This is a genomic window from Micromonospora terminaliae, assembly GCF_009671205.1.
GTDB classification, from domain to species: Bacteria; Actinomycetota; Actinomycetes; order Mycobacteriales; family Micromonosporaceae; genus Micromonospora; species Micromonospora terminaliae.
The window spans coordinates 4,402,709-4,428,289 of the sequence record NZ_CP045309.1 but is presented as its reverse complement, the minus strand read 5'-3'; the positions used below and the strand labels follow the sequence as shown (position 1 = coordinate 4,428,289).

The following is a 25,581-nucleotide window of genomic DNA, read 5'->3' as shown; positions in this document are numbered from 1 at the left end:
TGCCACCCGCGGTGGGTGCCGTCAGCCGTCGCGCTTGGTCGTCCAGCGGAAGGTGGTCAGGCAGAGCACCAGGCCGATCACGCACCACAGCCCGAGCACCAGGGCGACGCGGCCCAGCTCGAACGAGCCGCCCGGTTCCTGCGCCCCGAAGCTGTCCGGCAGGAAGACCGACCGCAGCCCCTGGCACATCCACTTGAGCGGGAAGAGCGCGGCGACCTGCTGCATCCAGCTCGGCAGGCTGGTGAAGACGAAGAACACCCCGGAGATGAACTGGAGGACCAGGGCCACCGGGGTGACCACGGCCGAGCCGCTGCGCGCGGTGCGGGCCAACGACGAGATGGCGATGCCGCAGAGGGTGCAGGCGGTGACGCCGAGGACGGCGACCCAGCCGAAGGTGGCCCACTTCGCGGCCGTGTCGGGCAGGTTCAGGTCGAACAGCGCCACCGACACGGCGAGCAGCAGCGCGGTCTCCGCGATGCCGATGGCCACCACCATGAGCACCTTGCCGGCGAACCAGACCCACTTCGGCATCGGGGTGCCCCGGTAGCGCTTCAGCACGCCCCGGTCCCGCTCGATCGGGATCCAGATGCCGAGGTTCTGGAAGCTCACCGTCATGAGGCCGGTCGCGATCATGCCGGTGATGAAGTACTGCGTGTAGCTGACGCCCGGCGCGATCTCGTCGCTGAAGATCGCCGCGAAGATCAGGATCATGATGATCGGGAAGCCCATCGTGAAGACGACGGACTCCCGCGACCGCAGGAACTGGGTGATCTCCAGCCGGCCCTGCCGCAGGGCGAGCGCGGCCCCGCCCGGCCGGCGGCCCGGGGCGGCGGCGACCGGGGCGGCCGGCTTCGTCGTGGTGGTCATCAGTGTCCGATCATCCGCAGGTAGACGTCTTCCAGGGTCGGCCGGGTCACGGTGAGGCCGGGAACCTCGCCCCCGAAGCGCGCGGCCAGCTCCGCCACGAGCGCCGTCGGCGTCGCGGTCTCCGCCGTCTCCGGCGTCCCGTCCGGGGTACGCCAGGAGACCGTCGCCAGCGCCTCCTGGCGGTTGCCCAGCCGGTTGGGCGGGGCCACCTCGATCACCCGGCCGGCGGCGATCACACCGACCCGGTCGGCGAGGGCCTCGGCCTCGTCCAGGTAGTGGGTGGTGAGCACGATGGTGGTGCCGGCGGCGGAGAGGTCGCGGATCAGCTCCCAGAACTCGCGCCGGGCCTCCGGGTCGAAGCCGGTGGTGGGCTCGTCGAGGAAGAGCAGTTCGGGGCGGCCGACGATGCCCAGCGCCACGTCGAGCCGGCGCTTCTGCCCGCCGGAGAGGGTGTGCGTGCGCGCTCTGGCCTTGGCGCCGAGCCCGACCCGCTCGACCACCTTCTCCGGGTCGTCGGCGTCGGGGTAGAAGCCGGCGAAGTGGCGGACCACCTCGCCCACGGTCAGCTCGTCGAACTCGCCGGTGCCCTGGAGCACGATGCCGACGCGGGATCGCCAGCCCGGGTCCGGGTGGGCCGGGTCGGCGCCGAGGACGCGCACCTCGCCGGCGTCGCGCCGCCGGTAGCCCTCCAGGATCTCCACGGTCGTGGTCTTGCCGGCGCCGTTGGGGCCGAGCAGGGCGAACACCTCGCCGCGGTGGACGTCGAGGTCCACCCCCGCCACCGCGAGGTTGTCGCCGTACGCCTTGCGCAGCCCCCGTACGGAGATCGCGAGCTCGTCATCCATGACGTCAAGTGTGCGACTCCGGCGGGCCGCACGGTGGCCCGGGGTGTGGTGGTGTCGGCCATGTCGCGCCGCTCGTGCCCGTCGGTCCGCTCCATGGACCTGTGTGGTTTTCCACAGCCCGTTTTACTGAACGGTAACTTAAACTCCGGCCATGGACGAGAAGGCTCCCTCGGGGCGGCTGCCGGAACGCGATCGGCCCTGGGTGATGCGCACCTACGCCGGGCACTCCTCCGCCGCGGCCACCAACGCGCTCTTCCGCCGCAACCTGGCGAAGGGGCAGACCGGGCTCTCGGTCGCCTTCGATCTGCCCACCCAGACCGGGTACGACCCGGACCACGAGCTGGCCGCCGGCGAGGTGGGCCGGGTGGGCGTGCCGGTGGCGCACCTCGGCGACATGCGGGCCCTCTTCGACGGCATCCCGCTCGCCGAGATGAACACCTCGATGACCATCAACGCCCCGGCCATGTGGCTGCTCGGCCTCTACGGCACGGTCGCCGCCGAGCAGGGCGCCGAGCTGGCCCGCTGCGCCGGGACGACGCAGAACGACATCATCAAGGAGTACCTGTCCCGGGGGACCTACATCTTCCCGCCGGCGGCGTCGCTGCGGCTGACCGCGGACGTCATCGCGTACACGCTGCGCGAGATGCCGAAGTGGAACCCCGTGAACATCTGCTCGTACCACCTCCAGGAGGCCGGCGCGACGCCGGTGCAGGAGGTGGGCTTCGCCCTGGCCACCGCGGTCGCCGTGCTCGACGCGGTACGCGACTCCGGCCAGGTGCCCGCCGAGCGCATGGGCGACGTCGTCCAGCGGATCTCCTTCTTCGTCAACGCCGGCGTGCGCTTCGTCGAGGAGATCGCCAAGATGCGCGCGTTCGGCGCGCTCTGGGACGAGATCACCCGCGACCGGTACGGCGTGGAGAACCCGAAGCAGCGCCGCTTCCGGTACGGGGTCCAGGTCAACTCGCTGGGCCTCACCGAGGCGCAACCCGAGAACAACATCCAGCGCATCGTGCTGGAGATGCTCGGCGTCACCCTGTCCCGCGACGCCCGCGCCCGTGCCGTGCAACTGCCCGCCTGGAACGAGGCGCTCGGCCTGCCCCGCCCCTGGGACCAGCAGTGGTCGCTGCGCATGCAGCAGGTGCTGGCGTACGAGTCGGACCTGCTCGAATATCCGGACCTGTTCGACGGCTCGCACGTGATGACCGCGCTGGTGGACGACATCGTCGCCGGGGCCCGGGTCGAGCTGGAGAAGGTGCTGGAGATGGGCGGTGTGGTGGCCGCCGTGGAGACCGGCTACCTGAAGAGCGCCCTGGTCGCCTCGCTGGCCGACCGGCGCCGCCGGATGGAGGCCGGCACCGACGTGGTGGTCGGCGTCAACCGGTTCACCGAGACCGAGCCGTCCCCGCTGACCGCGGCCGGCGCCGAGGCCATCGAGCAGGTCGACCCCGCCGTCGAGGCGGCCGCCACCACGGCCGTACACGAGTGGCGGGCCGGCCGGGACGTGGCGGCCGTGGGCGCGGCGCTCGCCCGGCTCCGCGCGGACGCCGCGACCACCACGAACCTCATGGCGGCGACGCTGGAGTGCGTGCGGGCCGGCGTGACCACCGGCGAGTGGGCCGGCGCGCTGCGCCAGGTCTTCGGCGAGTACCGGGCACCCACCGGCCTGGCCGGCGCGGCCGGCGCCGGCGGCGATCCCGGCCTGGGCGCGGTCCGGGAGCGGGTCGCCGCGACCGCCCGCGAGCTGGGCAGCGGCCGGCTGCGGCTGCTGGTCGGCAAGCCCGGCCTGGACGGGCACTCCAACGGCGCCGAGCAGATCGCGGTACGCGCCCGCGACGCCGGCTTCGAGGTCGTCTACCAGGGCATCCGGCTGACCGCCGGGCAGATCGTGGCGGCCGCCGTGGAGGAGGACGTCGACCTGGTCGGCCTCTCGGTGCTCTCCGGGTCGCACCTGGCCGCCGTGCCGGCCGTGCTGGACGGGCTGCGCGCCGCCGGTCGGGCCGACCTGCCGGTGGTGGTCGGCGGGATCATCCCGGCGGTCGACGCGGACGCGCTCCGGGCCGCCGGGGTGGCCCGCGTGTTCACGCCGAAGGACTTCGCGCTGACGGGCATCATCGACGAGCTGGTCACCGTGATCCGCGCCGCCAACGGGCTGTCGTGACGACGGCCCGCGCAGTGTTCCGTGCCGTGCCGGGTCAGCGGCTCGCGTAGGTCTGGCAGTCCGCCAGGTCCATCTCGGGGCCCACGGTGATGGCCGGGGCGTGACACTCCAGGTCGGAGTTGTGCCGGCAGTCCGCGCGCTGGCAGGCGCCGACCTGGGCGACCATCTGCTCGGTGCCGCCGCGCACCGGCAGCTCGATGAAGGTGTGGCAGTGCGCGTGGTCGCTGCTGCCGATCGTGATGGCGAACGCGTGGCAGTCGTTGGTGTGGTTGTAGGCGCAGGACCTGACGGCGCACTCCTGGACCCGGGGCATCTCCATGGACGCGGTCATCTCTCCGGCCCTCCTCTGGACGTCTGCCACAAATGTAGGCATTCGTCCGGTCTCCGACCGCCGATCCGCCCCCGGGTCATGCGGTCGGGTGCCTCTCCCGGCCTCCCGAGCCACCGCGCCTTCAGGGGTGAAGGATGCTCACCACCGCCTTTGCTCTGCAGCCCTCCACGCAGCACCGGGTGTCGCGGGCCTGCTGCGTCCGTGGCTGCAGAGCAAGCCGGCGGCGCGAGGGTGGTGCGTCCGTGGCGGCAGAGCAAGGGACCGGGCGTTGGCCAGTGGCGGGGGTGGTGCGTCCGTGGCGGCAGAGCAAGGGATCGGGCGTTGGCCGGTGGCGGGGTTTGGGGAGCTCTCTGTCCCGCGTGCTCGTCGAGTCGTGGTGGGGTGCCGGCCTTGCTGCGGTCGTTGCCGCAACGAGCAGCACACGTCGGGGCGGGGCGTCGGGTTTGCCCCGACAGGCGTCGGCCAGGGCACCGGATCCCCCGCCGCGCGCGCGACCCATTCACGTCATCAGGTTCGTAGCCGCACGTACCGGTAGCGGCCGCGGAGGACGTCCTGCCCGACCCGCTGCCCGGCGGCTGGCGCACCGAGCCGGGGTGGATGTCCGTTTCCGGCGTTGTGCGACGCCGTGGGTGGAACGTTATGGGTGTCTCCGAGGCCTGGATACACCCACGGTGTTCCACTGACCCGGACCGGACCTCACGCTTGCGGCTCTCCCGACCGCTCCGTCGAGATCTTGGACAGTTGCTGTTCGCTGCGAACGGTAACTGTCCAAGATCTGCAGCCGGGGCGACGATCGTTGCGCGGCTTGGGGTGAATGTCCGGATCGGGGTTGTGATCGGCGGCATCCCGGCGGTGGAATGGCCGGCGGGCGGGGGTCGTTGTATCCGGGTGAACGACCGAGGAGGGCGCCCCGCGAGCCGGGGTGACCGGCCCCCGGGACCGCCCCGAGATGGGTGCCGCCCCCGAGATCGGCCCCCGAGATGGGCGCGGCGATCGCGGAATGATGGTGGGCCGCCGGTCGTTGTACGTGGTCCCGGCGCGACGAAGAGGCTCAGCCCCGCGCGCCGATGATCCCCCAAGACTTTTCTTGAGCGCCTGACGGTGCTTGCGCACGCCATCCCCTTTTTGCCGACCCCCGTCGGTGTGGGTGTGCGCCAACCCCCGAATGGAGCTACACCTCATGAACACGATGCTGCGCAAGAGTGTGCTGGGTATTGCTGGTCTGGCCTTCACCGGTGGGATCTTCGCCGGTCCGGTCGCCGCCCACGCGGCGGAGCCGGTGCACGACAGCAAGCCGGCCGCGGTGGCGACCGTGCAGGGCGCGCAGTCGAAGATTGACCTGAATGACGAGCAGCTGGCCAACGCCAAGGCGATTATCGCGGCGACGAAGAAGGCCGGTCTGCCGGAGCGGGCGGCGGTCATCTCGATCGCGACCAGCCTGCAGGAGTCGAAGCTGGAGAACCTGGGCCACCTCGGCGACGCCAACGACCATGATTCGCTGGGCCTGTTCCAGCAGCGCCCGAGCTCGGGTTGGGGTTCGCCGGAGCAGATCACCAACCCCGAGTACTCGACGCTGGCGTTCCTGAAGGGTCTGAAGCAGGTCGACGGCTGGGACAAGATGCCGCTGACCGAGGCCGCCCAGACCGTGCAGGTCTCGGCCTACCCGGACGCCTACGCCCAGTGGGAGCAGCAGGCCACCGACGTCGTGAACCAGCACTGGAACAGCTGACCCAAGCAACAAGCCGCTGGCCGGCACCCCCAACACGGGGTGCCGGCCAGCGGCGTATCCGGAAGTCAAGGACGGCGAAGGCCCAACGACGGGCTGGGGGCGAGGGTGACCGGCGCAGGGATCAAGCCTGACCGCCCGGAGCCGGTCACCCTCGCCCCCAGCCCCGACCGCGACCAACGACGGCCCGCAGCCCCCAGCCCCAAGCGCAACCACCCGCAAGCGCAAGCAACGACCGACAAAGGACTAGACCCGGAACCCCGCAGCCCGAGCCGCCTGACGTTCGCGCCGCCGCGAACGACGTCGCCGCAGGAACCAGAAGAAGAACGCCACGAGCCCGACGAGGAACACCAGCACCAGCACCGGCAGGAGGATCGCCACCACCGACATGAGAGCGCTGGTCGCGTCCTCGGCGGTGCTGGCCACCGGGGCGCCGAAGCCGGCCGTGGTCGCGTTGATGACCGGCCGGGCCGCCGACTTCAGCAGGTGCACGCCGAGCGCCAGGAGCACGCCGACCACCACCGGCACCCACTGGTGCGAGGAGAAGAAGGTGTCCGGGTCGCTGACCGTGACCGTCTCCGAGCTGGAGCCGGCGCCGAAGGCCAGCCCGCCGGCGGTCGGCCGGACGACGGTCTGCACCACGTCGTTGACGTGGTCGACCACCGGCACCTTGTCGGCCACGACCTCGACGGCGAGCAGCACGGCGAGGATCAGCAGGACCCAGCCGTTGCCCAGCCACTGCCAGCCGCTCGGCAGCTCCATGAGATCGGTGTAGCGCGCCAGCAGGCCCATCAGCAGCAGGGGGATGTAGGCGTTCAGGCCCGCCGAGGCGGCGAGACCGGAACCGGTGAGAACTTCGAGCACGATTCTCAATATCGCACCAGTACGCCAGTGGCGCTCGTCGGCGACGGCCGGGCGCTCCGCTACCCTCGTCGGGTGCGGTTGGTGATTGCGAAGTGCTCGGTTGACTACGTCGGACGGCTCTCGGCGCACCTGCCGCCGGCCACCCGGTTGCTCATGGTGAAGGCGGACGGGTCGGTGTCCATCCACGCCGACGACCGGGCGTACAAGCCGTTGAACTGGATGAGCCCGCCGTGCCGGCTGGAGGAGGCCCCCGGTGTGTGGCGGGTCGTCAACAAGGCGGGCGAGGAGCTGCGCATCACCCTGGAGGAGATCTTCCAGGACACCTCGTACGAGCTGGGTGTCGACCCGGGCCTGCGCAAGGACGGCGTCGAGGCGCACCTGCAGGAACTGCTCGCCGCCAACCCGGAGACCCTCGGCGAGGGCTTCACGCTGGTGCGGCGGGAGTACATGACGGCGATCGGGCCGGTCGACCTGCTCTGCCGGGACGCCAACCAGGGCGCGGTCGCGGTCGAGGTGAAGCGGCGCGGCGAGATCGACGGCGTGGAGCAGCTCACCCGCTACCTCGAACTGATGAACCGTGACCCGCTGCTCGCCCCGGTGGCCGGGGTGTTCGCCGCGCAGGAGATCAAGCCGCAGGCGCGGGTGCTCGCCACCGACCGGGGGATCCGCTGCGTGGTGGTCGACTACGACAAGCTGCGCGGCATCGAACGCGACGAGCTGACCCTGTTCTGAGCCCGGCGGGCCGGGCCAGCAGCAGGGGCGGTCAGCGCCCCCGGCCGTACATCAGCTTGGCGGCCTTGACGAGGCGCGCGACGTCGGCCGGCGTGCGTTCGAAGGTCATCGAGGGCAGCAGCGACCGGGCGCGGCGGCGGGTGATGGACTTGGCCCGGCCGAACTCGCGCAGCCCGTCCTCGCCGTGGATCCGGCCGAAGCCGGACTCGCCGACCCCGCCGAACGGCAGCGTGGACATGCCGGCGAAGGTCAGCGTCGAGTTGACCGCGGCCATGCCGGAGCGCAGCCGCCGCGCGACGGCCACGGCCCGCCGGCGGCCGAAGACCGAACCCCCGAGGCCGTACGACAGGGCGTTGGCGCGCTCGACGGCTTCGTCCACGTCGCGGACCCGGTTGACGGTCAGCGTCGGCCCGAACGTCTCCTCGCGGACCGCGGCCGAGTCCTCCGGCACGTCCACGAGCACGGTCGGGTGCACGTACGGCGGCTGGACCGCCTCGGGGCCGCCGAGCACCGGCCGGCCGCCGCGGGCCACCGCGTCGTCGATGTGCCGCCGGATGACGTCGACCTGCGACGGCATGGTGATCGGGCCGATGTCGGCGCCGTCGGGGCCGACGGTGAGCCGGCCGGCCTTCGCCACCACCTTGTCGACGAAGGCGTCGAAGACCGGGTCGACGGCGTATACCCGCTCGATGCCGATGCAGGTCTGGCCGGCGTTGGTCAGGGCGCCCCAGACGCACGCCTCGGCCGCGGCGTCCAGGTCGGCGTCGGCGTCCACGATCATGGCGTCCTTGCCGCCGGCCTCCAGCAGCACCGGGGTGAGCGTCTCGGCGCAGGCGGCCATCACCTTCTTCGCGGTGGCCGTGGAGCCGGTGAAGGCCAGCTTCGCCACCCCCGAGCGGCACAGCGCCGCGCCGACGTCACCGAGCCCGTGCACGGCCTGGAAGACCGGCTGCTCGGGCACCACCTCGGCGAACCGGTCCACGAGCCACTGCCCGACGGCCGGGGTGTACTCGCTCGGCTTGAACACCACGGCGTTGCCGGCGGCGAGGGCGTAGGCGGCGGAACCGATCGGGGTGAAGACCGGGTAGTTCCACGGGCCGATCACGCCGACCACCCCGTAGGGCTGGTATTCGAGGTGGCCCGTGAACTCGGCGAGGATCAGCCGGGTGCGGACCCGGCGCGGCCCGAGCACCCGCCGGGCGTTGCGGGCGGCCCAGTCGATGTGCTCCAGCGCGGTGAGGATCTCCACCACGGCGTCGCCGACCGGCTTGCCGCCCTCGACGTGCACCAGGTCGGCCAGCTCCTCGATGCGGCGGGCGAGCACGCCGCGCCAGCGCAGCAGCCGGTCGCGCCGGCCGGCGAAGCCGAGCCCGGCCCACCAGTCGGCGGCGGCGCGGGCCCGTTCCACCGTGGCCCGTACGTCCGCCTCGGTCGCCACGGGGAGCCGTCCGGCCTCCGCGCCGGTCGCCGGACTGGTCGACACCAGTCGGCCGTCCTCGATGAGCGGGGTCCCGGGGACATGCACAGCCGTCATGGCCGAAGTCTAGACCTGAGCGTTACTCACCGGTAGGTCCCGCGTGGCCCGTACTCTGCGCAGGTCGGCGGTGTCGCGGACCCGCCGGGATCGACGGCGGTGCCGCCGGTTGAGCCGGTGGCGCACGCCGAAACGGCGAACGGGAGATGGCCGCCCGGGGTCCCGGGGGTGACCGCGCGGTGGTGGGAACGATTACGGTGAGGTGGCAGGCTGACGCCGCGGAGCGACGGTGGGGTGGAGGTCGACTGTCCATGGAGGAGCATCCGGAACTGATGCCGCTGCTGACGGTGTCGGGTGGGTCGATGCGGGGGCTGAGCTTCCGGGTCGGGCGGGATCCGCAGCTGGTCGGCCGGGCGCCGAGTGCCGACATCGTGCTCGCCGATCCGCACCTGAGCCGGCGGCACGCCACGCTGCAGGCCACGCCCGACGGGGTGGTGCTCACCGACCTCGGCTCGACCAATGGCACCTGGCTCAACGACCAGCGGATCGCCGGCAGCGTGGCGCTCGCCGACGGCGACGTGATCCGGCTCGGCCGCACCGACCTGCGCTTCTTCGACCCGGGCGTGGCCCGCACCGACCCGGTCGGCATGAGCTTCGGGGCTCCCCGCCGCGACCAGCGGCCCACCCTGCCGCTGCCGGTGCCGCCCACGCCCCGGCCGGCGGTCGAGTCGCTGGGCACGCTGCCGCTGACGGTCGACGCGCACCACTGACCCGGGGCTCCACCACACCGCCCGCCGGCCGCGCATGGGCTCGGCCCACATGGACGGGTCGCGGGCGACCGTGCCAGCATGCGCGGATGGGGACTGAGCGACACACCGTCCGGGCCAACGGCATCGTCCAGGCGGTCCGGGTGGCCGGCCCGCCCGACGGCGTACCGGTGCTGCTGGTGCACGGCAACGTGTCGTCCGCCGCCTTCTGGGAGCCACTGCTGCCCCGGCTGCCGGAGACGCTCCGGGTGGTCGCCCCCGACCTGCGCGGCTACGGCGACACCGACACCGCCCCGGTCGACGCCACCCGGGGCCTCGGCGACTTCGCCGACGACGTGGCCGCACTGCTCGACGCCCCCGGGCTGTTCGCCCCCGGCGCCCGCCCCGTGGTGATCGGGCACTCGCTCGGCGGTGGGGTGGCCATGCGGCTGCTGGTCGACCACCCTGACCGGGTGGCCGGGCTGCTGCTGGAGGCGCCGGTCTCCCCGTACGGCTTCGGTGGCACCCGCGACCTCGACGGCACCCCCACCACGCCCGATTTCGCCGGCACCGGCGCGGGCACCGCGAACCCCGACTTCGTGACGCGGCTGGCCGCCCGCGACCGGGGCGCCGACGGCCCGACCAGCCCGCGCAACGTGCTGCGCTCGGCGTACGTGGCCGACCCGGCGTCGCTGGGTGCCGACGAGGACCTGCTGCTGGAGAGCATGCTGACCACCGCCACGGGGGAGGACAACTACCCCGGCACGGCGGTCACCTCGGCCCACTGGCCGGGCACCGCGGCGGGGGAGCGCGGGGTGCTCAACGCCCTGGCGCCCGCCCACTTCCGGCTCGCCGACGAGCTGGTCGCCGTCCCGGCCAAGCCGCCGGTGACCTGGGTACGCGGCGACGCCGACGTGATCGTCTCGGACACCTCGCTGTTCGACCTGGCGTACCTGGGGTCGCTCGGAATGGTGCCGGGCTGGCCGGGGGAGGCGGACTGCCCGCCCCAGCCGATGGTCGGCCAGACGCGGGCGGTGCTCGACCGGTACGCGGCGGCCGGCGGGACGTACCGGGAGGTGGTGCTGCCCGGCTGCGGGCACAGCCCGCACCTGGAGCGGCCGGCCGAGTTCGTCGCCGAGCTGCTGGCGCTCACGGGGGTGCCGTCCGGGGTCTGACCGCCGCGGTGCGTGAAATATCCCACGGCGTCTCGACAACGCAGCGTCACGTGGCAGACTCCGGCGCATAACCTTAGCCGCCGTTCATGCCGGCGGAGTCGGACCAAGGGGAGGCCGGTCGTGGCGCGCGAGTTCACCAGTGTGGGTGTGGTGGGTCTGGGCACCATGGGTGCCGGCATCGTCGAGGTGTTCGCCCGCAACGGCATCGACGTGGTGGCCGTCGAGATCTCCGCGGGCGCCGTGGAGCGTGGCCGGGCCACCCTCACCGGCTCGACCGACCGGGCCGTCGCCAAGCGCAAGCTCGCCGAGGCCGACCGGGACGCGCTGCTGGCCCGGGTCGACTGGCAGGTCGGGCTGGACGCCCTGCACTCGGTGGACCTGGTGATCGAGGCGGTGCCCGAGCACCTGGACCTGAAGCAGCGGATCTTCGCCGAACTGGACCGGGTCTGCAAGCCCGAGGCCATCCTGGCCACCAACACCTCGTCCCTGAGCGTCACCGAGATCTCCGTCGCCACCACCCGGCCCAACCAGGTCATCGGCATCCACTTCTTCAACCCAGCGCCGGTCATGAAGCTGGTCGAGGTGGTCCGCACCGTGGTCACCTCGGCCGACGTGGTGGCCGACGTGGAGGCGCTCTGCGAGCGGCTCGGCAAGGTCGACGTCACGATCAGCGACCGGGCCGGGTTCATCGCCAACGCGCTGCTGTTCGGCTACCTGAACCACGCGGTCGGCATGTTCGAGTCCCGGTACGCGACCCGCGAGGACATCGACGCGGCCATGAAGCTCGGCTGCGGCCTGCCCATGGGCCCGCTCGCGCTCATGGACCTGATCGGCCTCGACACGGCGTACGAGATCCTGGACACCATGTACCGGCGCGGCGGCCGCGACCGCCGGCACGCCCCGGTGCCGCTGATCAAGCAGATGGTCACGGCCGGCCTGCTGGGCCGGAAGTCGGGCCGGGGCTTCTACACCTACGAGCGGCCCGGCTCCCCGGTGGTCGTACCCGACGAGCACACCCCGGTGAGCACGGGCGCGGCGCTCGCCGACGGCGCCCGGGCGATCGCCAAGGTCGGCGTGGTCGGCTCCGGGACGATGGCCACCGGGATCATCGAGGTCTTCGCCAAGGCCGGCTACGAGGTCATCTCGGTGACCCGGGGCGCGGAGAAGTCCGCCAAGGTCTGCGAGGCGGTCAAGACCTCGCTGAACAAGGGCGTGGTGCGGGGCAAGCTGAGCGAGGAGGACCGGGACGCCGCGCTGGGCCGGGTCACCTGGTCGGCCACCCTTGACCACCTGGCCGACGTCGACCTGGTGGTCGAGGCGGTCGTCGAGGAGCTGAGCGTCAAGAAGGCCCTCTTCGCCAGCCTCGACGAGATCTGCAAGCCGGGCGTCGTGCTGGCCACCACCACCTCGTCGCTGCCGGTGATCGACGTGGCCATGGCCACCCAGCGGCCGGCCGACGTGATCGGCCTGCACTTCTTCAACCCGGCGCCGATCATGCCGCTCGTGGAGATCGTGCAGACCATCCGCACCTCGGCGGAGACCGCCGCCACCGCCCGGGCGGTCTGCGCGGGGCTGGGCAAGACCGGCGTGGTCTGCGGCGACCGGTCCGGGTTCATCGTCAACGCGCTGCTCTTCCCGTACCTGAACGACGCGGTGAAGATGCTGGAGGCCAGTTACTCGACCGCCGACGACATCGACTACGCCATGAAGCTCGGCTGCGGCTACCCCATGGGCCCGTTCGAGCTGCTCGACGTGGTCGGCCTGGACGTCTCGCTGGCCATCCAGCGGGAGCTCTACCTGGAGCTGCGCGAGCCGGGCTTCGCCCCCGCGCCGCTGCTGGAGCACCTGGTCACCGCCGGCTACCTCGGTCGCAAGAGCGGCCGCGGCTTCCGCGATCACACCAAGCGCTGATCCGGGTCAACAACGGGCGCCCCTGACGGCGTCTTCAGGGCGTGACCTTCGAGGAGTACGTCGGCAGCCGCGGCCCGGCCCTGTTGCGCCTGGCCCGGCTGCTGACCGGCGACGAGCACCGCGCCGAGGACCTGACCCAGGATGTCCTGGCCCGCGCGTACGTGCACTGGCGGAAGATCGCCCGGGCCGACCGGCCCGACGTGTACGTGCGGCGGATGCTGGTCAACGCGAACACGTCGTGGTGGCGCCGGCGGTCCAGCCGCGAGCTGGCCGTGGACAGCTTCGCCGAGCGGCCCGAGCGCGGTGACCTGGGCGGCGAGGCGGCCGACCGGGACGAGATGTGGCGGCTGATCCGCGCCCTCCCGGACCGCCAGCGCGCCGTGCTGGTGCTGCGCTACTACGAGGACCTGGACGACGCGACCATCGCCCAGATCCTCGACTGCTCGCCGGTCACCGTCCGCACCCACGCGATGCGGGCGCTCGCCCAGCTCCGGGAGCGCTGCGGCGCCCCGACGACGACCAAGGGGAGCCGGCCGTGACCGACCTCGACCAGCGGATCACCTCGGTGCTGCGGGAGCACGCCGAGGGGGAGACCGACACCCACCGCCTCCTGCGGGAGTCCCGCGCCCGGGGCCGCCGCCGGCAGCTGCGCCGCCGGACCACCACCGGAACGGCCCTGGCCCTGGTCGGGGTTCTCGGCTTCGTCGGGGTGGCCGGCACGGACCTCGGCGGGCTGTCCGGGCGGCTGCCCTGGGGCGCGGCCACCCCGGCCGCCGCCCCGCCAGTGCCGCCCCGCGCCGACGGGGTACCGGGGGCGGCCCAGCGGCCCGACCTGGTCGGCAGCGACCCGCAGGTCATGCACCTGGGCATCGACACCGGCCGGGCCCGCTACCTGCGCTGGGCCAGCGACGGGTTGAGCGGCGAGTCGATCCGGCTCAGCGTCGGGAGCGGGCGGCCGGTCCTGGTCGAGGTGAACCGTTCCGCGCAGCCGTTCGAGTACGGGATCGAAGGCTTCCCGGCCTCGGCGGTTCCGGTGCGACCGACCTTCGACGGCGAGATCCGGCAGGTGGGGGGCACCACCGGCGGGCTGGTCAAGACCTGGCAGCCCGCCCCGGGCCTGTACGCCAGGGCCAGCATGCTCGGCGGCGACCGGCGCGCGCTGGCCGGGGCCGTAGACGCGCTCCGCTGGAATGAGGCGCGGCGGTGTGCGGCACCGCTGAAGCTCGACACGTTGCCGGAGGGCGCGAAGGTGACCTCTTGCACCGTCGACGTCGCCGCCTTCCCGGGCAGCCTCACGGTCCAGCTCACCGTCTTCAGGGAGCCGGCGAGCATGTGGGTGCAACTGCTGTACGGGGCGCAGATCTCGGGAGGTCGTGCCGAGAGCAACCGCACGGTGGGTGGCCGTCCCGCCTATCTCTACCCGGCCGGTACGAAGCTCGAACTCCTCGGCATCCCCCAGGCGCACCTGACCGCCGATCTCGGCCCCGAGTGGACCGACGGCTACCTCAAGGACAAGCCGACGTTCACCGAGGCCGACATGGCGACCGTGCTGGCCGGGGCGCAGGTGGCGAAGGACCTGACCGACCCGGAGACCTGGAAGTGACCCGGTCCGCCGGCCGGGCCGCCCGACCCGGGCCGGTCCGGCCGGCGGACCGTACGCTTGGTGACCGTGAGCCCCCGTCGCAACCGTCCCCGCCGGGACGACAACCCCCAGCTGGACGCCGAGCGGGCCCGCCACGGTGTGCCGACCGTCCAGCAGTGGCGCGACGGCGACTGGCAGGTGCGCGGGATCGCCGGCGGGGCGTCGGCCAAGACGTACCGGTGCCCCGGCTGTGACCAGGAGATCCGCCCCGGGGTGGCGCACGTGGTGGCCTGGCCGGCCGACGACCGGGGCGACCTGACCGACCGCCGGCACTGGCACAGCGGCTGCTGGCGGGCCCGGGACCGGCGCGGGCCGAACCTCCAGCGCGGCCGGAGCGCCCCGCGCTACGGCTGAGCGATCTGGATCACCCTGTTTCCGCCCCGGCGGGCGGCGCGGGCGGGGGCGCGGGAGACTGGACCGGTGAGCACACCGATCCGTGCGTCGTCGATCCTGCCCGGTCGCCGGGAGGACATCGAGCTGCACACCGCCGACGGGCTGAAGCTGGTCGGCGAGCTGGCCCGGCCGCTGGATCGCGAGCCGGTCGCCACCCTGGTCTGCCTGCACCCGCTGCCCACCCACGGCGGGATGATGGACAGCCACGTGTTCCGCAAGGCGGCCTGGCGGCTGCCGGCGCTGGCCGACCTGGCCGTGCTCCGGTTCAACACCCGGGGCACCAGCAGCGTCCGCGGCACCAGCGAGGGAGCCTTCGACGGCGCGGTCGGCGAGCGCTTCGACGTGGCCGCCGCCATCGAGTACGCCGAGTTCCACGAACTGCCGGACATCTGGCTGGTCGGCTGGTCGTTCGGCACCGACCTGGCGCTGAAGTACGGGTGCGACCCGGCGGTGGCCGGCGCCATCCTGCTCTCCCCGCCGCTGCGCTACTCCCAGCCGGAGGACCTGGCCGTCTGGGCCGCGTCCGGCCGCCCGCTCACCGCCCTGGTTCCCGAGTTCGACGACTACCTGCGCCCGGAGGAGGCCCGGCAGCGCTTCGCCGCCGTGCCCCAGGCCGAGGTGGTCGGGGTGCCCGGCGCCAAGCACCTCTGGGTCGGCGACGCGGAGACCGTGCTCAACGAGATCGTCAAGCGGGTCAACCCGGCAGCGCCGGTCCCGCTGCCGACCACCTGGGACGGCCCGATGGAGACCGGCGACGTCAGCGCCTACGCCGACCGGACGGTGGCCGCCTTCGCGGACACCCCGGTGCCCGGCCCGGAGCAGCGCCGCGCCGGCTGAGCGTCAACGGGACTCCTGCCGCGGCAGCACGACCTCGCGCAGGATGAGCTGGAGCGCGGCCACGGTGGGGATGGCGATCAGCGCGCCGACCACGCCCAGCAGCGACACCCCGAGCAGGGCCGCGAGCAGCGCCGCCACCTCGTTGACCGAGACCGCGCGGCGCATGATCTTGGGGTAGATCAGGTAGTTCTCGACCTGCTGGTAGATCAGGAAGAAGACCAGGCAGGCGATGCCGACCGGCAGGTCCGTGGCGAGCCCGACCAGGGTCACCACCACGGCGCCCAGGGTCGCGCCGATCTGCGGGATCAGGTCGGTCACCGCGACCACCACGGCCAGGGCGAAGGGGTACGGCAGACCGACCACCAGGGCGAACACGAACGTGCTCGCCCCGGCCAGCACCGCGATGGTCAGCGCGCCCACCATGTACGCGCCGACCCGGGTGAGGATCTCGTCGCCGATCAGGCGGACCCGCTCCCGGCGGGACCGGGGCACCAGCGCGTACCCGAGGTCGCGCAGCTTGTTGAAGTAGGCCAGGAAGTAGATCGTCAGCACCAGCACGGTCAGCGCCCGGAAGATGGTGCCGAAGATGAGCTGCGCGCCGCCCAGCACACCGCCGAGGGCCCGGCCGATGGTGGTGGCGTTCGCGGCCGACTGGACGCGCTCCATCACGTCGTAGCGCTCGACGAGGTCGTTGACCGTCGGGTTGCGGCGCAGGTCGTCGACGTAGCCGGGAAGGTGCTCGATGAACTGCCCGGACTGGGTCACCACGGGCGGCACGAGGGCCAGCAGCCCGCCGACGATCAGCAGCACGACGGTCAGCGTCACCACCGCGACGGCCAGTCCGTGCGGCAGCCCCCAGCGGCGCAAGCGCACCACGGCGGGGTGCAGGCCGACCGCCAGGAACAGCGCGATCACCACCAGCACCAGGATGCCGGCCGAGTTCCGCACGCCCAGGAACACCGCGTACGCCAGCAGCACGCCCAGTGCCCCGGTGAAGCCGATGAGGAAGCTGCTGCGCCGCAGCGGCCGGCCCGGTACGCCGAAGCGCCCGCTCGGCTCGAACTCGGTCGGCTCGGTCTCCACACCGAGTTCGGCCAGCCCGGGCCTGCCGGCGCGTCCCGTGCCGGCTGTTGGTCCCGTGCTGTCGGCCGGTCCCGTGCTGTCGGCCGGTCCCGCGCTGTCGGCCGGTCCCGTGTCGGCTGTTGGTCCCGGGCTGTCGGCCGGTCCCGCGCCGGCTGCTGATCCCGGGCTGGCTGCTGATCTCGGGCTGGCTGCTGGTCCGGTGCTGCCGATCGTCTCCTCGGCGGCCGCGTGGCGGGGTCTGGCGCTCGGGTCGGTGGGATCGGGCTCGGGGCGCAGCGGCTCCAGCGGATCGTCGTCCGGGGCGGCGGATCCCTCCTGCGACACCCGTGCCTCCCCGGCTCCCGCTCCGGCCCGGCGGAGCGCCCCTGCGGCGGACCGTGAGGACCGGATGGATCCGGCCCTCTTCTGCCCGCAGGTTAGCGGTCGACGCCCGCCCGGGCCATCCCTTCGCCCGGTGCGCGCGTGTTCCGCGTCGCCGGCTCGCCGAGGTGGGTCTTTCCCCGGGCCTCGGACCCCGCCACGTCGGCGAGGTGGTGCGTGGCCCTCGCGCGCGCGGTGTGGCGGCGGGTCACTCCTTGTCGACGGTGACCGTGCTCGGCTTCGCGCTGCGCTCGTCGGTGGTCGGCTTGGTGGGGCGCTTGCCGTTCTCGCCGGTGCTGGTGATCTTCGTGGGGGTGGCGCCACGGCCGCCCTCGCCGGGCACGGCGGCGACGGTCGGCTCGCCGTCCACGCCGGCGCTGGCGCCCGAGCCGTCCACCGTGGTCACCGGCTCCGCGACGGGGCGGGCCTTCGCGCCGTCCGCCGCCGGCTCCGCGACGGGGCGGGCCTTCGCGCCGTCCGCCGCCGGCTCCGCGACCGGGCGGGCTTTTGCGCCGTCCGCCGTCGGCTCGCCGGCCTCCGCCGGGGCGCCGCCGTTGGGGGAAGGCGTCGTGGTGCCCTTGGCACCGGCGGGCACCGGGGTCCGGTCGCCCGCCGGCGTGCCGCCCGCGTCGCCGCCGCCCGGCGCCGCGGCCAGCTCGGCCGGGTCGACGGGGGTGGCCGCGAGGCCGGCCGGTCCGGCCTCGGCGCGCAGCTCGATGAGCCGGCGCTGGAGGTCGTCGGACTCCTGCCGGGACTTCCAGGTCTCCGTGCGCAGGTCGGCGAGCTCCTGCTGGGCGTTGGCGATCTCCAGCATCACCTGGGCGAGCTGCTGCCGGCCGGCGGCCACCTCCTGCTGGGTGGCGGCGAGGTGCTGCTGGGTGGTGGCCAGGTGCTGCTGGGTGGTGGCCGCGTACTCCTCGAACTGGCGGCGGGAGGCGGCCACGTGCTCGTCGGCCTTGCGGCGTTTGCCGGCGGCGTCCTCCTCGGTCCGGCGGAGCAGCTCGGCGGCCTCCTCCTCGGCCCGCTGGCGCATGGTGAGCGCGTCCCGCTCGGCCGCCTGCCGGAGCTCCGCCGCGCCCTGCTCGATCTCGGTGCGCCGGGCCGTGTACGCCTTCTCCAGTTCGTCCTGCCGCTTGGTGTGCTGCTTCTCCAGCTCGTCGCGGCGCTTGGCGAACTCCTGCTCGGCGGTGGCGCGGCGCTGGGCCAGCTCCTTCTCCGCCGTGTCCCGCCGGGCCTTGACCTCCTTCTCGATGCCGGCCCGCCAGGCGCCCAGCTCCTGCTGGGTCTGTGCGCGGGCCTGCTGGACGTAGGCCTCGGTCTCGGTGCGCATCCGCTGCACGTACGCCTCGACCTCGGCGCGGTTGCGCTTGCCGGCCTCGGCGGCCTCGGTGGTGAGCCGGTTGGCCTCGGTGCGGGCCCGGCCGCGGGTGACCTTCGCGGCCTCCTCCGCGTCATCGACGATCTTCTTGGCCTCGGCGAGCGCCTTGGCGTGGGTGGCCCGGCCGGCCTCGGCCGCGGAGTCGGTGAGCCGCTTGGCTTCCTGCTGGGCCTTGGCGTGCATCTCCTTGGCCGCCTCGCGGAGCTGGGTGGCCTCCTGCTGGGCCTTGGCGAGCGCCTCCTTGGCCGTCTCGCGCAACCGGGCGGACTCCTGCTGGGCGCGGGCGTGGATCTCCTTGGCGGTGTCCCGCAGCTGGGTGGCCTCCTGCTGGGCCTTGGCCAGCGCGTCCTGGGCGGTCTTCCGCAGCTTCTCCGCCTCGGCCTTGGCGGCGGAGAGCGTGGCCTCGGCCTCGGCCTTGCGGGCGGCGGTGTGCCGCTCCTCCTCGGCCCGGCGGGCGGCGAGGGCGATCTCGAAGTCCTTGAGGGCCTGGGCCGCCTGCTCCCGGGCCTCCTCGATGATGTGCTCGGCGGCCGCCCGCCGGGCTTCGATCTCCTCGTTGGCGGCGGCCAGGATGTCGTCGGCCTGTTCCTCGGCCATGGTGAGGATCTGTTCGACCCGGGGACCGAGGTGCCGGAACGAGGCCCGGTCGACCACGCCCACCTGCTTGCGCACCTGGGCGAGGTCGCGTTGCAGCACCTCGACCTGGCCGGCCAGCTTGTGGATCTGGGTGTACGCCTGTTCCCGCTCGTTCGTCAGCGCGGAGATCTCGTGCTCCGCACGAGCGACGTAGCGGTCGACCTGTCGTTTGTCGTACCCCCGCAGAGCGGACTCGAAGCTGGGCTCCGTGGTCACGTCCCCGCTCAGGGCGAACAGTTCCTCGCCGTGCGACATGCCCCCATCCTCACACGCATCCGGCCCTGCTGGGGCGATACGGACGCCCCGGTTGGGAGGCGCAGTTCACTGAACTGGCGAAACGGTCGGAAAGCGTAACGGCGCGGGGCGACACCGGTCACCCGGTGTCACCCCGCGCCGCGGCTCATGCCCCGTCTGCGGGTGGTGTGGTCAGCTGGCCGACTCGGCCGTGACCTTCTTGTCGGCACCCTCGGCCTTCGGCGCCTCCGGCTTGTTGGCGCCCGCCGCCGGCACGCCCGGCACGATGCCGGCCAGACCGGAGAGCATCTGCCCGAGCTGCGAGGTGACCGCGTCCTTCTGGCGGGTGAGGTCCTCGACCTCGCGGCGGGCCGCCTGCGTGGTCAGCTCGGCCTCGGTGCGCGCCTCGCTGAGGAGCCGCTGCGCCTCGGCTCGCGCCTCGGACACCGTCTTGTCGGCCAGCGCCTTGGCCTTCTCCACCGTGTCGGTGGCGGTGCGCTCGGACTCGACCCGGCGGGCCTCGGCGCGCTGCTCGATCTCCTTGGCCCGCTCCTGGGCGGCCCGGGCGCGCTGCTCGGCCTCGCTGACCAGCTTCTGGGTCTGCGCGACCTGGGCGGCGTGCCGCTCGGACTCCTCGCGCTCGGCCTTCTCGCGCCGCTCGGCGAGCTGGAGCTCCAGGGCCTGGAGGTCCTTGTCGCGCTTGTCCCGCGCGTCGGTGAGCAGCTTGGTGGCCTCGGCCCGCTTCTCCTCGGCCTCGCGGGCGGCCTTCGCCCGCTGCTGGGTGATCTCCCGCTCGGCGGTGGCTCGCAGGGTGGCGACCTCGCGCTCGACCGTCGACTTGAGCTCGGCCACCTCGTGGGCGGTGACCGTGCGCAGCTGCTTGGTCTCCCGGTCGGCGTCGGCGCGCAGGGTGTCGGCCTCCCGGCGGGCCTGCACCCGGACCTCGGCGGCCTCCCGCTCGGCGGCGGTGCGGACGCTGCCGGCCTCGCGCTCGGCGGTGGCCTTCATGGCGGCCGCCTCGGCGCGCGCCTTGTCGGTGATCTCCCGCGCCTCGAGGCGGGCGGCGGAGAGGATGCCCTCCGACTCGCGCTTCGCCTCGTTGCGGTGGTCGTTGGCCTGCTCCTCGGCCAGCCGGAGGATCTGCTCGACGCGGGTGCCGAGGCCGGAGAGGGTCGGCCGGCTGTTCTCCTCGAGCTGCTTGTTGGTTTCGGTGAGCTTCTGCTCGAGCGCGCCCTGGCGCTGCTCGGCCTGGCGCAGCCGGCGCTGGGCGTCGTTCATCCGCTGCTCGGCCTCGGCGCGGGCCTGCTCGGACTGGCTGAGGGCGGCGGTCAGCCGGCCGATGAAGTCATCGACCTGGTTGGTGTTGTAGCCGCGCAGGCCAACGGTGAAATCGGGCTGTGAGTTCGCGTTATCGAAGAACGCAAGAGGGGACTGCTGCTGGGGCATTGGGACATACTCGCAGACGCCCCAGGGTGCTTCGCAAGAGCGGTCCGGACCTTTCGTGTCCTGTTTACATGGTCAACTTCGACCGCGCGACGGGACCGGACCAACCGGCGATCTTGGCAGGTCCCGGGCGGCTCGGGCGACCCCGGCGAGAGCGCGAAAAAGGGCCGCGGGTCGGCGCCCGCGGCCCTTTGTCATATGGCAATCGAATGGTGTTGCGGCCTACCGGAAAGGCAATGCCGGGGTCAGTGCCCGCGGAACCGGTTGATCGCGGTTTCGTGCCGCGCGCGCAGCTCGGTGTCCCGGACGCCGAGGCCGTCGGTGGGTGCCAGGCACCGCACCCCGACCTTGCCCTGGTGCGCGTTGCGGTGCACCTCGTACGCGGCCTGGCCGGTCTGCTCCAGCGGGTAGGTCCGCGACACGGTGGGGTGCACCTTGCCGAGCGCCACGAGGCGGTTCGCCTGCCACGCCTCGTGGTAGTTGGCGAAGTGGCTGCCGACGATCCGCTTGAGGTGCATCCACAGGTAGCGGTTGTCGTACTGATGCAGGTATCCGCTCGTGGAGGCGCAGGTGACGATGGTGCCGCCCTTCTTGGCGACGTAGACGCTGGCGCCGAAGGTCTCCCGGCCGGGGTGCTCGAACACGATGTCCGGGTCCTCGCCGCCGGTCAGCTCGCGGATCCGCTCCCCGAAGCGGCGCCACTCGTCCTGGTCCTGGGTCTCCTCGTCCTTCCAGAACCGGAAGCCCTCGGCGGTGCGGTCGATCACCAGCTCGGCGCCCATCTTCCGGCACAGCTCGGCCTTCTCCGGCGAGGAGACCACGCAGACCGGGATGGCCCCGCCGCCCAGCGCCATCTGGGTGGCGTAGCCGCCCAGGCCGCCGGAGGCGCCCCAGATCAGCACCACGTCGCCCTGCTTCATGTTCGCGCCGTGGTGGGAGACGAGCTGCCGGTACGCCGTGGAGTTGACCAGCCCCGGGCTGGCCGCCTCCTCCCAGCTCAGGTGCCGCGGCTTCGGCATGAGCTGGTTGGCCTTCACCACGGCCAGCTCGGCCAGGCCGCCGAAGTTGGTCTCGAAGCCCCAGATCCGCTGCTGCGGGTCGAGCATGGTGTCGTCGTGGCCGGCGGCGTCCTCCAGCTCGACCGAGAGGCAGTGCGCGACCACCTCGTCGCCGGCCTTCCACCGGGTCACCCCCGGGCCGGTCCGCAGCACCAAGCCGGCCGCGTCCGACCCGACCACGTGGTACGGCAGGTCGTGCCGGCGGGTCAGCTCGGAGAGCCGGCCGTAGCGCTGGAGGAACTTGAAGGTGGGCAGCGGCTCGAAGATGCTGGTCCACACGGTGTTGTAGTTGATGGCGCTGGCCATCACGGCGACCAGGGCCTCGCCCGGGCCCAGCTCGGGGGTGGGCACCTCCTGGACGTGCAGCGCCTTGCGCGGGTCCTTGTCCCGGGTGGCCATGCCCTCGAACATCCGGGTGTCCTCGGCGCGGACCACCACGCCCCGGTAACTCTCCGGTACCGGCAGGCCGGCGATGCCGGCGAGTTCCCGCTCCGGCTGGGCGGAGCCCTCCGCCGCCATGATCGCTTCGAGGATGTCCTGCACGGTGACCTCCCGTTCGTTGCGCACCCGCACCGGGCGGGCAGGGGTGCTGCCATCGTCGGCGCCGGTGCGACGGGACCGCCATGTCGGCAATCGACACATCCGGCACCGGTCGCACTCCTGTGGGGCGGGACGTTACTGAACGGTAGCTAGGGCCGGAAGTCCTCTGTGAAAAACTGCATCCGCCGATGCGTGGAGGTGTCCGTGGGAACGCGAAACCGCGCAGTGCCGCGCCGGATCCCAGGTACTAGGAAGGGCCCCGGTCGACTCGACCGGGGCCCCCTCCGCGCGGGTCAGTGGCCGGTGGCGGCCGGCTCGACCAGCTCGACCAGGACGCCACCGGCGTCCTTCGGGTGCACGAAGTTGACCCGGGAGTCGGCGGTGCCCCGCTTCGGCTCCTCGTAGAGCAGCCGGACGCCGCGCTCGCGCAGCGCCGCGCAGGCCGCGTCGATGTCGGCCACCGTGTACGCGACCTGCTGCACGCCGGGCCCGTTGCGGTCGAGGAACCTGGCGATGGTCGAGGACGGCGACAGCGGGGCGAGGAGCTGCACACAGCCGCCCTCGGTGGTCGGCCCGACGGCCAGCATCGCCTCGCGTACGCCCTGTTCCTCGTTGGTCTCGGTGTGCACGCAGCGCATCCCGAAGGTGCGCCCGTAGAAGTCGATCGCGGCGTCCAGGTCGGCCACGGCGATCCCGACGTGGTCGATGCGGCGGAGGCCGATGTCGGTGAGGGAGCCGGCAGCGGGCTCGACGGGGGAGTTCTCAGCCATGGCGTCAGTGTGACCGAACGGTCGTTTGGGGTGTCTTTCCAGTCGGGCATCTCACTCCGCTGAACGGGCCACGCGCGACCGTCCTCGGCGCGAGCCCTCGGTCGAACGGGCCACCCCGAACGGGTTGGCCCGGCCCGCGTCCTCCGTACGCCCGAGTGGCGGCCGGCGCCGGCCCAATCGGCCTGCTGGACGGGCGATGCCCCGATGACCAGGGCGGGAGCAGGATTCGAACCGGCACGCACATCAGCAACGGTCGTCCCCCGGCCGGCGCTCGCGGCCCGCCCGGGGGCTCGACGGGACTCGGGAGGGTCGAGCCGTGGTCGGCATGACGCTGGAGCAGTGGGCGGCGGCGGGCGTCGTGCTGGGCGCGATCCTCAGCGCCCTGACCCTGGCCGTGACGGTGAGCCGGCCGCTGCGACGCCTGGCCCGGCAGAACGAGGAGTTCCGGCAGGACTGGTACGGGGTGCCGGCCCGGCCGGGCCACGACGCCGTCCCGGGGGTGCCGGAGCGGTTGCGGCGGATCGAGACGGAGCTGCACCCGGACGGGCGCGGGACGCTGCGGGACGCGGTCAACGACGCGGAGCGCCGTCTCAAGGACGTGGAGAGCCGCCTCGACGGGCTGACCGGGTGATCGCCGGCCCATCGATCGTTCGGCATATGCGAACCCGGACGGCGCACGGTTGATCTGCAACTTGCACACGGTGGAGAGTACGGATGGTGAGTCCACTGTCACGCCCCGTCGCCGCCATCTGGATCCCCTCCCACGTCGACCCCATCGAACCCCACCTCATGGCCTGCCTGGACCACACGCGGCGCTGCCGCTACGGCCTCCTCGGCATCATCACCACGGCACCGTGGGACGAGGTGCGGCAGCTGATGATCGACGGAAAGGTCGACGTGGTGGTGGTCGCGGAGCGGGAGCACCTGCCGCCGGACCGGACCCCGCGGATCGAGGTGGCCGCCCGGGGGACGCACCCGTCGCCGACGTCGTCGCCCAGGGGCCCGGTGCCGCCGCGACGGCGCCGCCCGCGACAGAGCTGAATGCGCACATCGTCATCGATTGTCATGACTGGACCGCATTGCGGACGTGCTCGGGGTCACCGTACTGTCGCTCTTCCCGGCAGATAAGGTGCGTCCTAACAATCGTTAAGGCGTACAGGTCGGCACCCCCTCGGAGGCAGGCATGGCTTCGGTGATCGTCAGCGGCGCGCGGACCCCGATGGGGCGCCTGCTGGGCAACCTCAAGGACCTCCCGGCGACGAAGCTCGGTGGCATCGCGATCAAGGCGGCGCTGGAGCGCGCCGGCGTGGCACCGGACCAGGTCCAGTACGTGATCATGGGGCAGGTGCTCCAGGCCGGCGCGGGTCAGATCCCGGCCCGCCAGGCCGCCGTCGAGGCGGGCATCCCCATGTCCACCCCGGCGCTGACCGTCAACAAGGTCTGCCTCTCCGGCCTGGACGCCATCGCCCTGGCCGACCAGCTCATCCGGGCCGGCGAGTTCGACATCGTGGTGGCCGGCGGCATGGAGTCGATGACCAACGCCCCGCACCTGCTGCTGGGCCAGCGCTCCGGCTACAAGTACGGCGACGTGACGATCAAGGACCACATGGCCCTGGACGGTCTCACCGACGCCTGGGACTGCTGCTCGATGGGCGAATCCACCGAGCGGCTCGGGGCGAAGCACGGCATCACCCGCGAGGAGCAGGACGCCTTCGCCGCGGCCAGCCACCAGCGCGCCGCCGCCGCCCAGAAGAACGGCCACTTCGCCGACGAGATCACCCCGGTGATCATCCCCCAGCGCAAGGGCGACCCGCTGGTGATCAGCGAGGACGAGGGCATCCGCCCGGACACCACGGCCGAGTCGCTGGGCAAGCTCCGTCCCGCCTTCACCAAGGACGGCACCATCACGGCCGGCAGCTCCTCGCCCATCTCCGACGGCGCCGCCGCGGTGGTCGTCATGAGCAAGGCCAAGGCCAAGGAGCTGGGGCTCACCTGGCTGGCCGAGATCGGCGCGCACGGCAACGTGGCCGGCCCGGACAACTCCCTGCACTCGCAGCCGTCGAACGCCATCCAGCACGCGCTGAAGAAGGGCGGCCTCAGCGTCTCCGACCTCGACCTCATCGAGATCAACGAGGCGTTCGCCCAGGTCGGCATCCAGTCCGCGCGGGACCTCGGAGTCAGCACCGACAAGGTGAACGTCAACGGCGGCGCCATCGCGCTCGGCCACCCCATCGGCATGTCCGGCGCCCGGCTCGTGCTCACCCTGGCGCTGGAGCTGAAGCGGCGGGGCGGCGGCACCGGCGCGGCCGCGCTCTGCGGCGGCGGCGGCCAGGGCGACGCGCTGATCATCCACGTCCCGAACGGTGCCGAGAGCTGAC

23 protein-coding genes are annotated in these 25,581 nt (G+C 72.8%); 13 read left to right on the top strand and 10 right to left on the bottom strand.

From position 1 onward, the window contains the following. Window positions 1-21: 21 nt before the first annotated feature. Both GCE86_RS20210 and GCE86_RS20205 read right to left on the bottom strand, forming a co-directional pair. A complete protein-coding gene (locus GCE86_RS20210; RefSeq protein ID WP_154228407.1) occupies window positions 22-867 on the bottom strand; it encodes an ABC transporter permease in 846 nt (281 codons plus the stop codon). After that, entirely contained in the window at window positions 867-1,712 is an 846-nt protein-coding gene (locus GCE86_RS20205) for an ABC transporter ATP-binding protein (RefSeq protein WP_154228406.1), read from the bottom strand. Before GCE86_RS20205 ends, GCE86_RS20210 begins: the two co-directional genes overlap by 1 nt. A gap of 151 nt (window positions 1,713-1,863) precedes the next feature. Between GCE86_RS20205 and GCE86_RS20200 the strand changes: the two genes are divergently transcribed. Continuing rightward, the gene (locus GCE86_RS20200; RefSeq protein WP_154228405.1) at window positions 1,864-3,870 is read left to right on the top strand and encodes a protein meaA; all 2,007 of its coding nucleotides are present in this window, start codon (window positions 1,864-1,866) and stop codon (window positions 3,868-3,870) included. Window positions 3,871-3,904: 34 nt separating this feature from the next. On the opposite strand, the gene GCE86_RS20195 is transcribed toward GCE86_RS20200, so the two are convergent. Continuing rightward, window positions 3,905-4,201, bottom strand: coding sequence for a DUF1540 domain-containing protein (locus GCE86_RS20195; RefSeq protein ID WP_154228404.1), 297 nt, complete (start codon window positions 4,199-4,201; stop codon window positions 3,905-3,907). Window positions 4,202-5,381: 1,180 nt separating this feature from the next. Between GCE86_RS20195 and GCE86_RS20190 the strand changes: the two genes are divergently transcribed. Then, the gene (locus GCE86_RS20190; protein ID WP_154228403.1) at window positions 5,382-5,930 is read left to right on the top strand and encodes a hypothetical protein; all 549 of its coding nucleotides are present in this window, start codon (window positions 5,382-5,384) and stop codon (window positions 5,928-5,930) included. Between the two features lie 243 nt (window positions 5,931-6,173). Here GCE86_RS20190 and GCE86_RS20185 read toward each other — a convergent pair whose 3' ends face one another. Continuing rightward, window positions 6,174-6,791 (bottom strand): DUF4126 domain-containing protein, encoded by a 618-nt coding sequence (locus GCE86_RS20185; RefSeq protein ID WP_154228402.1) that lies wholly within the window; start codon window positions 6,789-6,791, stop codon window positions 6,174-6,176. Between the two features lie 72 nt (window positions 6,792-6,863). Here GCE86_RS20185 and nucS point away from each other — a divergent pair, with 72 nt between their 5' ends. Next, window positions 6,864-7,523, top strand: coding sequence for an endonuclease NucS (nucS, locus tag GCE86_RS20180; protein WP_076472317.1), 660 nt, complete (start codon window positions 6,864-6,866; stop codon window positions 7,521-7,523). Window positions 7,524-7,554: 31 nt separating this feature from the next. On the opposite strand, the gene GCE86_RS20175 is transcribed toward nucS, so the two are convergent. Then, a complete protein-coding gene (locus tag GCE86_RS20175; protein ID WP_154228401.1) occupies window positions 7,555-9,057 on the bottom strand; it encodes an aldehyde dehydrogenase family protein in 1,503 nt (500 codons plus the stop codon). Between the two features lie 251 nt (window positions 9,058-9,308). Here GCE86_RS20175 and GCE86_RS20170 point away from each other — a divergent pair, with 251 nt between their 5' ends. The 7 genes from GCE86_RS20170 to GCE86_RS20140 all read left to right on the top strand — a co-directional run bounded on the left by GCE86_RS20170 (window position 9,309) and on the right by GCE86_RS20140 (window position 15,701). Continuing rightward, window positions 9,309-9,767: an FHA domain-containing protein gene (locus GCE86_RS20170; protein WP_154228400.1), complete on the top strand. Its 459-nt coding sequence runs from the start codon at window positions 9,309-9,311 to the stop codon at window positions 9,765-9,767. A gap of 86 nt (window positions 9,768-9,853) precedes the next feature. Then, entirely contained in the window at window positions 9,854-10,918 is a 1,065-nt protein-coding gene (locus GCE86_RS20165; protein WP_154228399.1) for an alpha/beta fold hydrolase, read from the top strand. Window positions 10,919-11,038: 120 nt separating this feature from the next. Next, window positions 11,039-12,829, top strand: a complete 1,791-nt coding sequence (locus GCE86_RS20160; RefSeq protein WP_154228398.1) for a 3-hydroxyacyl-CoA dehydrogenase family protein — start codon at window positions 11,039-11,041, stop codon at window positions 12,827-12,829. Between the two features lie 41 nt (window positions 12,830-12,870). Next, window positions 12,871-13,368, top strand: a complete 498-nt coding sequence (locus GCE86_RS20155) for a SigE family RNA polymerase sigma factor (RefSeq protein WP_154228397.1) — start codon at window positions 12,871-12,873, stop codon at window positions 13,366-13,368. After that, on the top strand, window positions 13,365-14,432 hold the full coding sequence (locus GCE86_RS20150; RefSeq protein WP_154228396.1) for a hypothetical protein: 1,068 nt from the start codon (window positions 13,365-13,367) through the stop codon (window positions 14,430-14,432). Before GCE86_RS20155 ends, GCE86_RS20150 begins: the two co-directional genes overlap by 4 nt. Window positions 14,433-14,498: 66 nt before the next feature. Then, a complete protein-coding gene (locus tag GCE86_RS20145; RefSeq protein WP_208818028.1) occupies window positions 14,499-14,825 on the top strand; it encodes a hypothetical protein in 327 nt (108 codons plus the stop codon). A gap of 66 nt (window positions 14,826-14,891) precedes the next feature. Further along, complete coding sequence (locus GCE86_RS20140) at window positions 14,892-15,701, top strand: alpha/beta hydrolase (protein ID WP_154228394.1); 810 nt, start codon at window positions 14,892-14,894, stop codon at window positions 15,699-15,701. A 3-nt stretch (window positions 15,702-15,704) separates the two neighbouring features. On the opposite strand, the gene GCE86_RS20135 is transcribed toward GCE86_RS20140, so the two are convergent. The 5 genes from GCE86_RS20135 to mce form a co-directional block, all read right to left on the bottom strand. Continuing rightward, window positions 15,705-16,784, bottom strand: coding sequence for an AI-2E family transporter (locus GCE86_RS20135; RefSeq protein WP_425280840.1), 1,080 nt, complete (start codon window positions 16,782-16,784; stop codon window positions 15,705-15,707). 568 nt (window positions 16,785-17,352) lie between these two features. Beyond that, window positions 17,353-19,413, bottom strand: coding sequence for a coiled-coil domain-containing protein (locus GCE86_RS20130; protein ID WP_154228393.1), 2,061 nt, complete (start codon window positions 19,411-19,413; stop codon window positions 17,353-17,355). A gap of 171 nt (window positions 19,414-19,584) precedes the next feature. Continuing rightward, window positions 19,585-20,838: a DivIVA domain-containing protein gene (locus GCE86_RS20125; protein WP_154228392.1), complete on the bottom strand. Its 1,254-nt coding sequence runs from the start codon at window positions 20,836-20,838 to the stop codon at window positions 19,585-19,587. 242 nt (window positions 20,839-21,080) lie between these two features. Then, complete coding sequence (gene ccrA / locus GCE86_RS20120; RefSeq protein ID WP_154230600.1) at window positions 21,081-22,436, bottom strand: crotonyl-CoA carboxylase/reductase; 1,356 nt, start codon at window positions 22,434-22,436, stop codon at window positions 21,081-21,083. A gap of 290 nt (window positions 22,437-22,726) precedes the next feature. Next, the gene (mce, locus tag GCE86_RS20115) at window positions 22,727-23,203 is read right to left on the bottom strand and encodes a methylmalonyl-CoA epimerase (RefSeq protein WP_154228391.1); all 477 of its coding nucleotides are present in this window, start codon (window positions 23,201-23,203) and stop codon (window positions 22,727-22,729) included. A 316-nt stretch (window positions 23,204-23,519) separates the two neighbouring features. Between mce and GCE86_RS20110 the strand changes: the two genes are divergently transcribed. The 3 genes from GCE86_RS20110 (at window position 23,520) to GCE86_RS20100 (ending at window position 25,580) form a co-directional block, all read left to right on the top strand. Further along, a complete protein-coding gene (locus GCE86_RS20110; RefSeq protein WP_154228390.1) occupies window positions 23,520-23,834 on the top strand; it encodes a hypothetical protein in 315 nt (104 codons plus the stop codon). 83 nt (window positions 23,835-23,917) lie between these two features. Beyond that, window positions 23,918-24,244 carry a hypothetical protein gene (locus tag GCE86_RS20105; RefSeq protein WP_154228389.1) on the top strand — a complete coding sequence of 109 codons (327 nt, stop codon included), beginning with the start codon at window positions 23,918-23,920 and terminating at the stop codon, window positions 24,242-24,244. A 142-nt stretch (window positions 24,245-24,386) separates the two neighbouring features. After that, entirely contained in the window at window positions 24,387-25,580 is a 1,194-nt protein-coding gene (locus GCE86_RS20100; RefSeq protein ID WP_154228388.1) for an acetyl-CoA C-acetyltransferase, read from the top strand. Window position 25,581 lies beyond the last annotated feature (1 nt).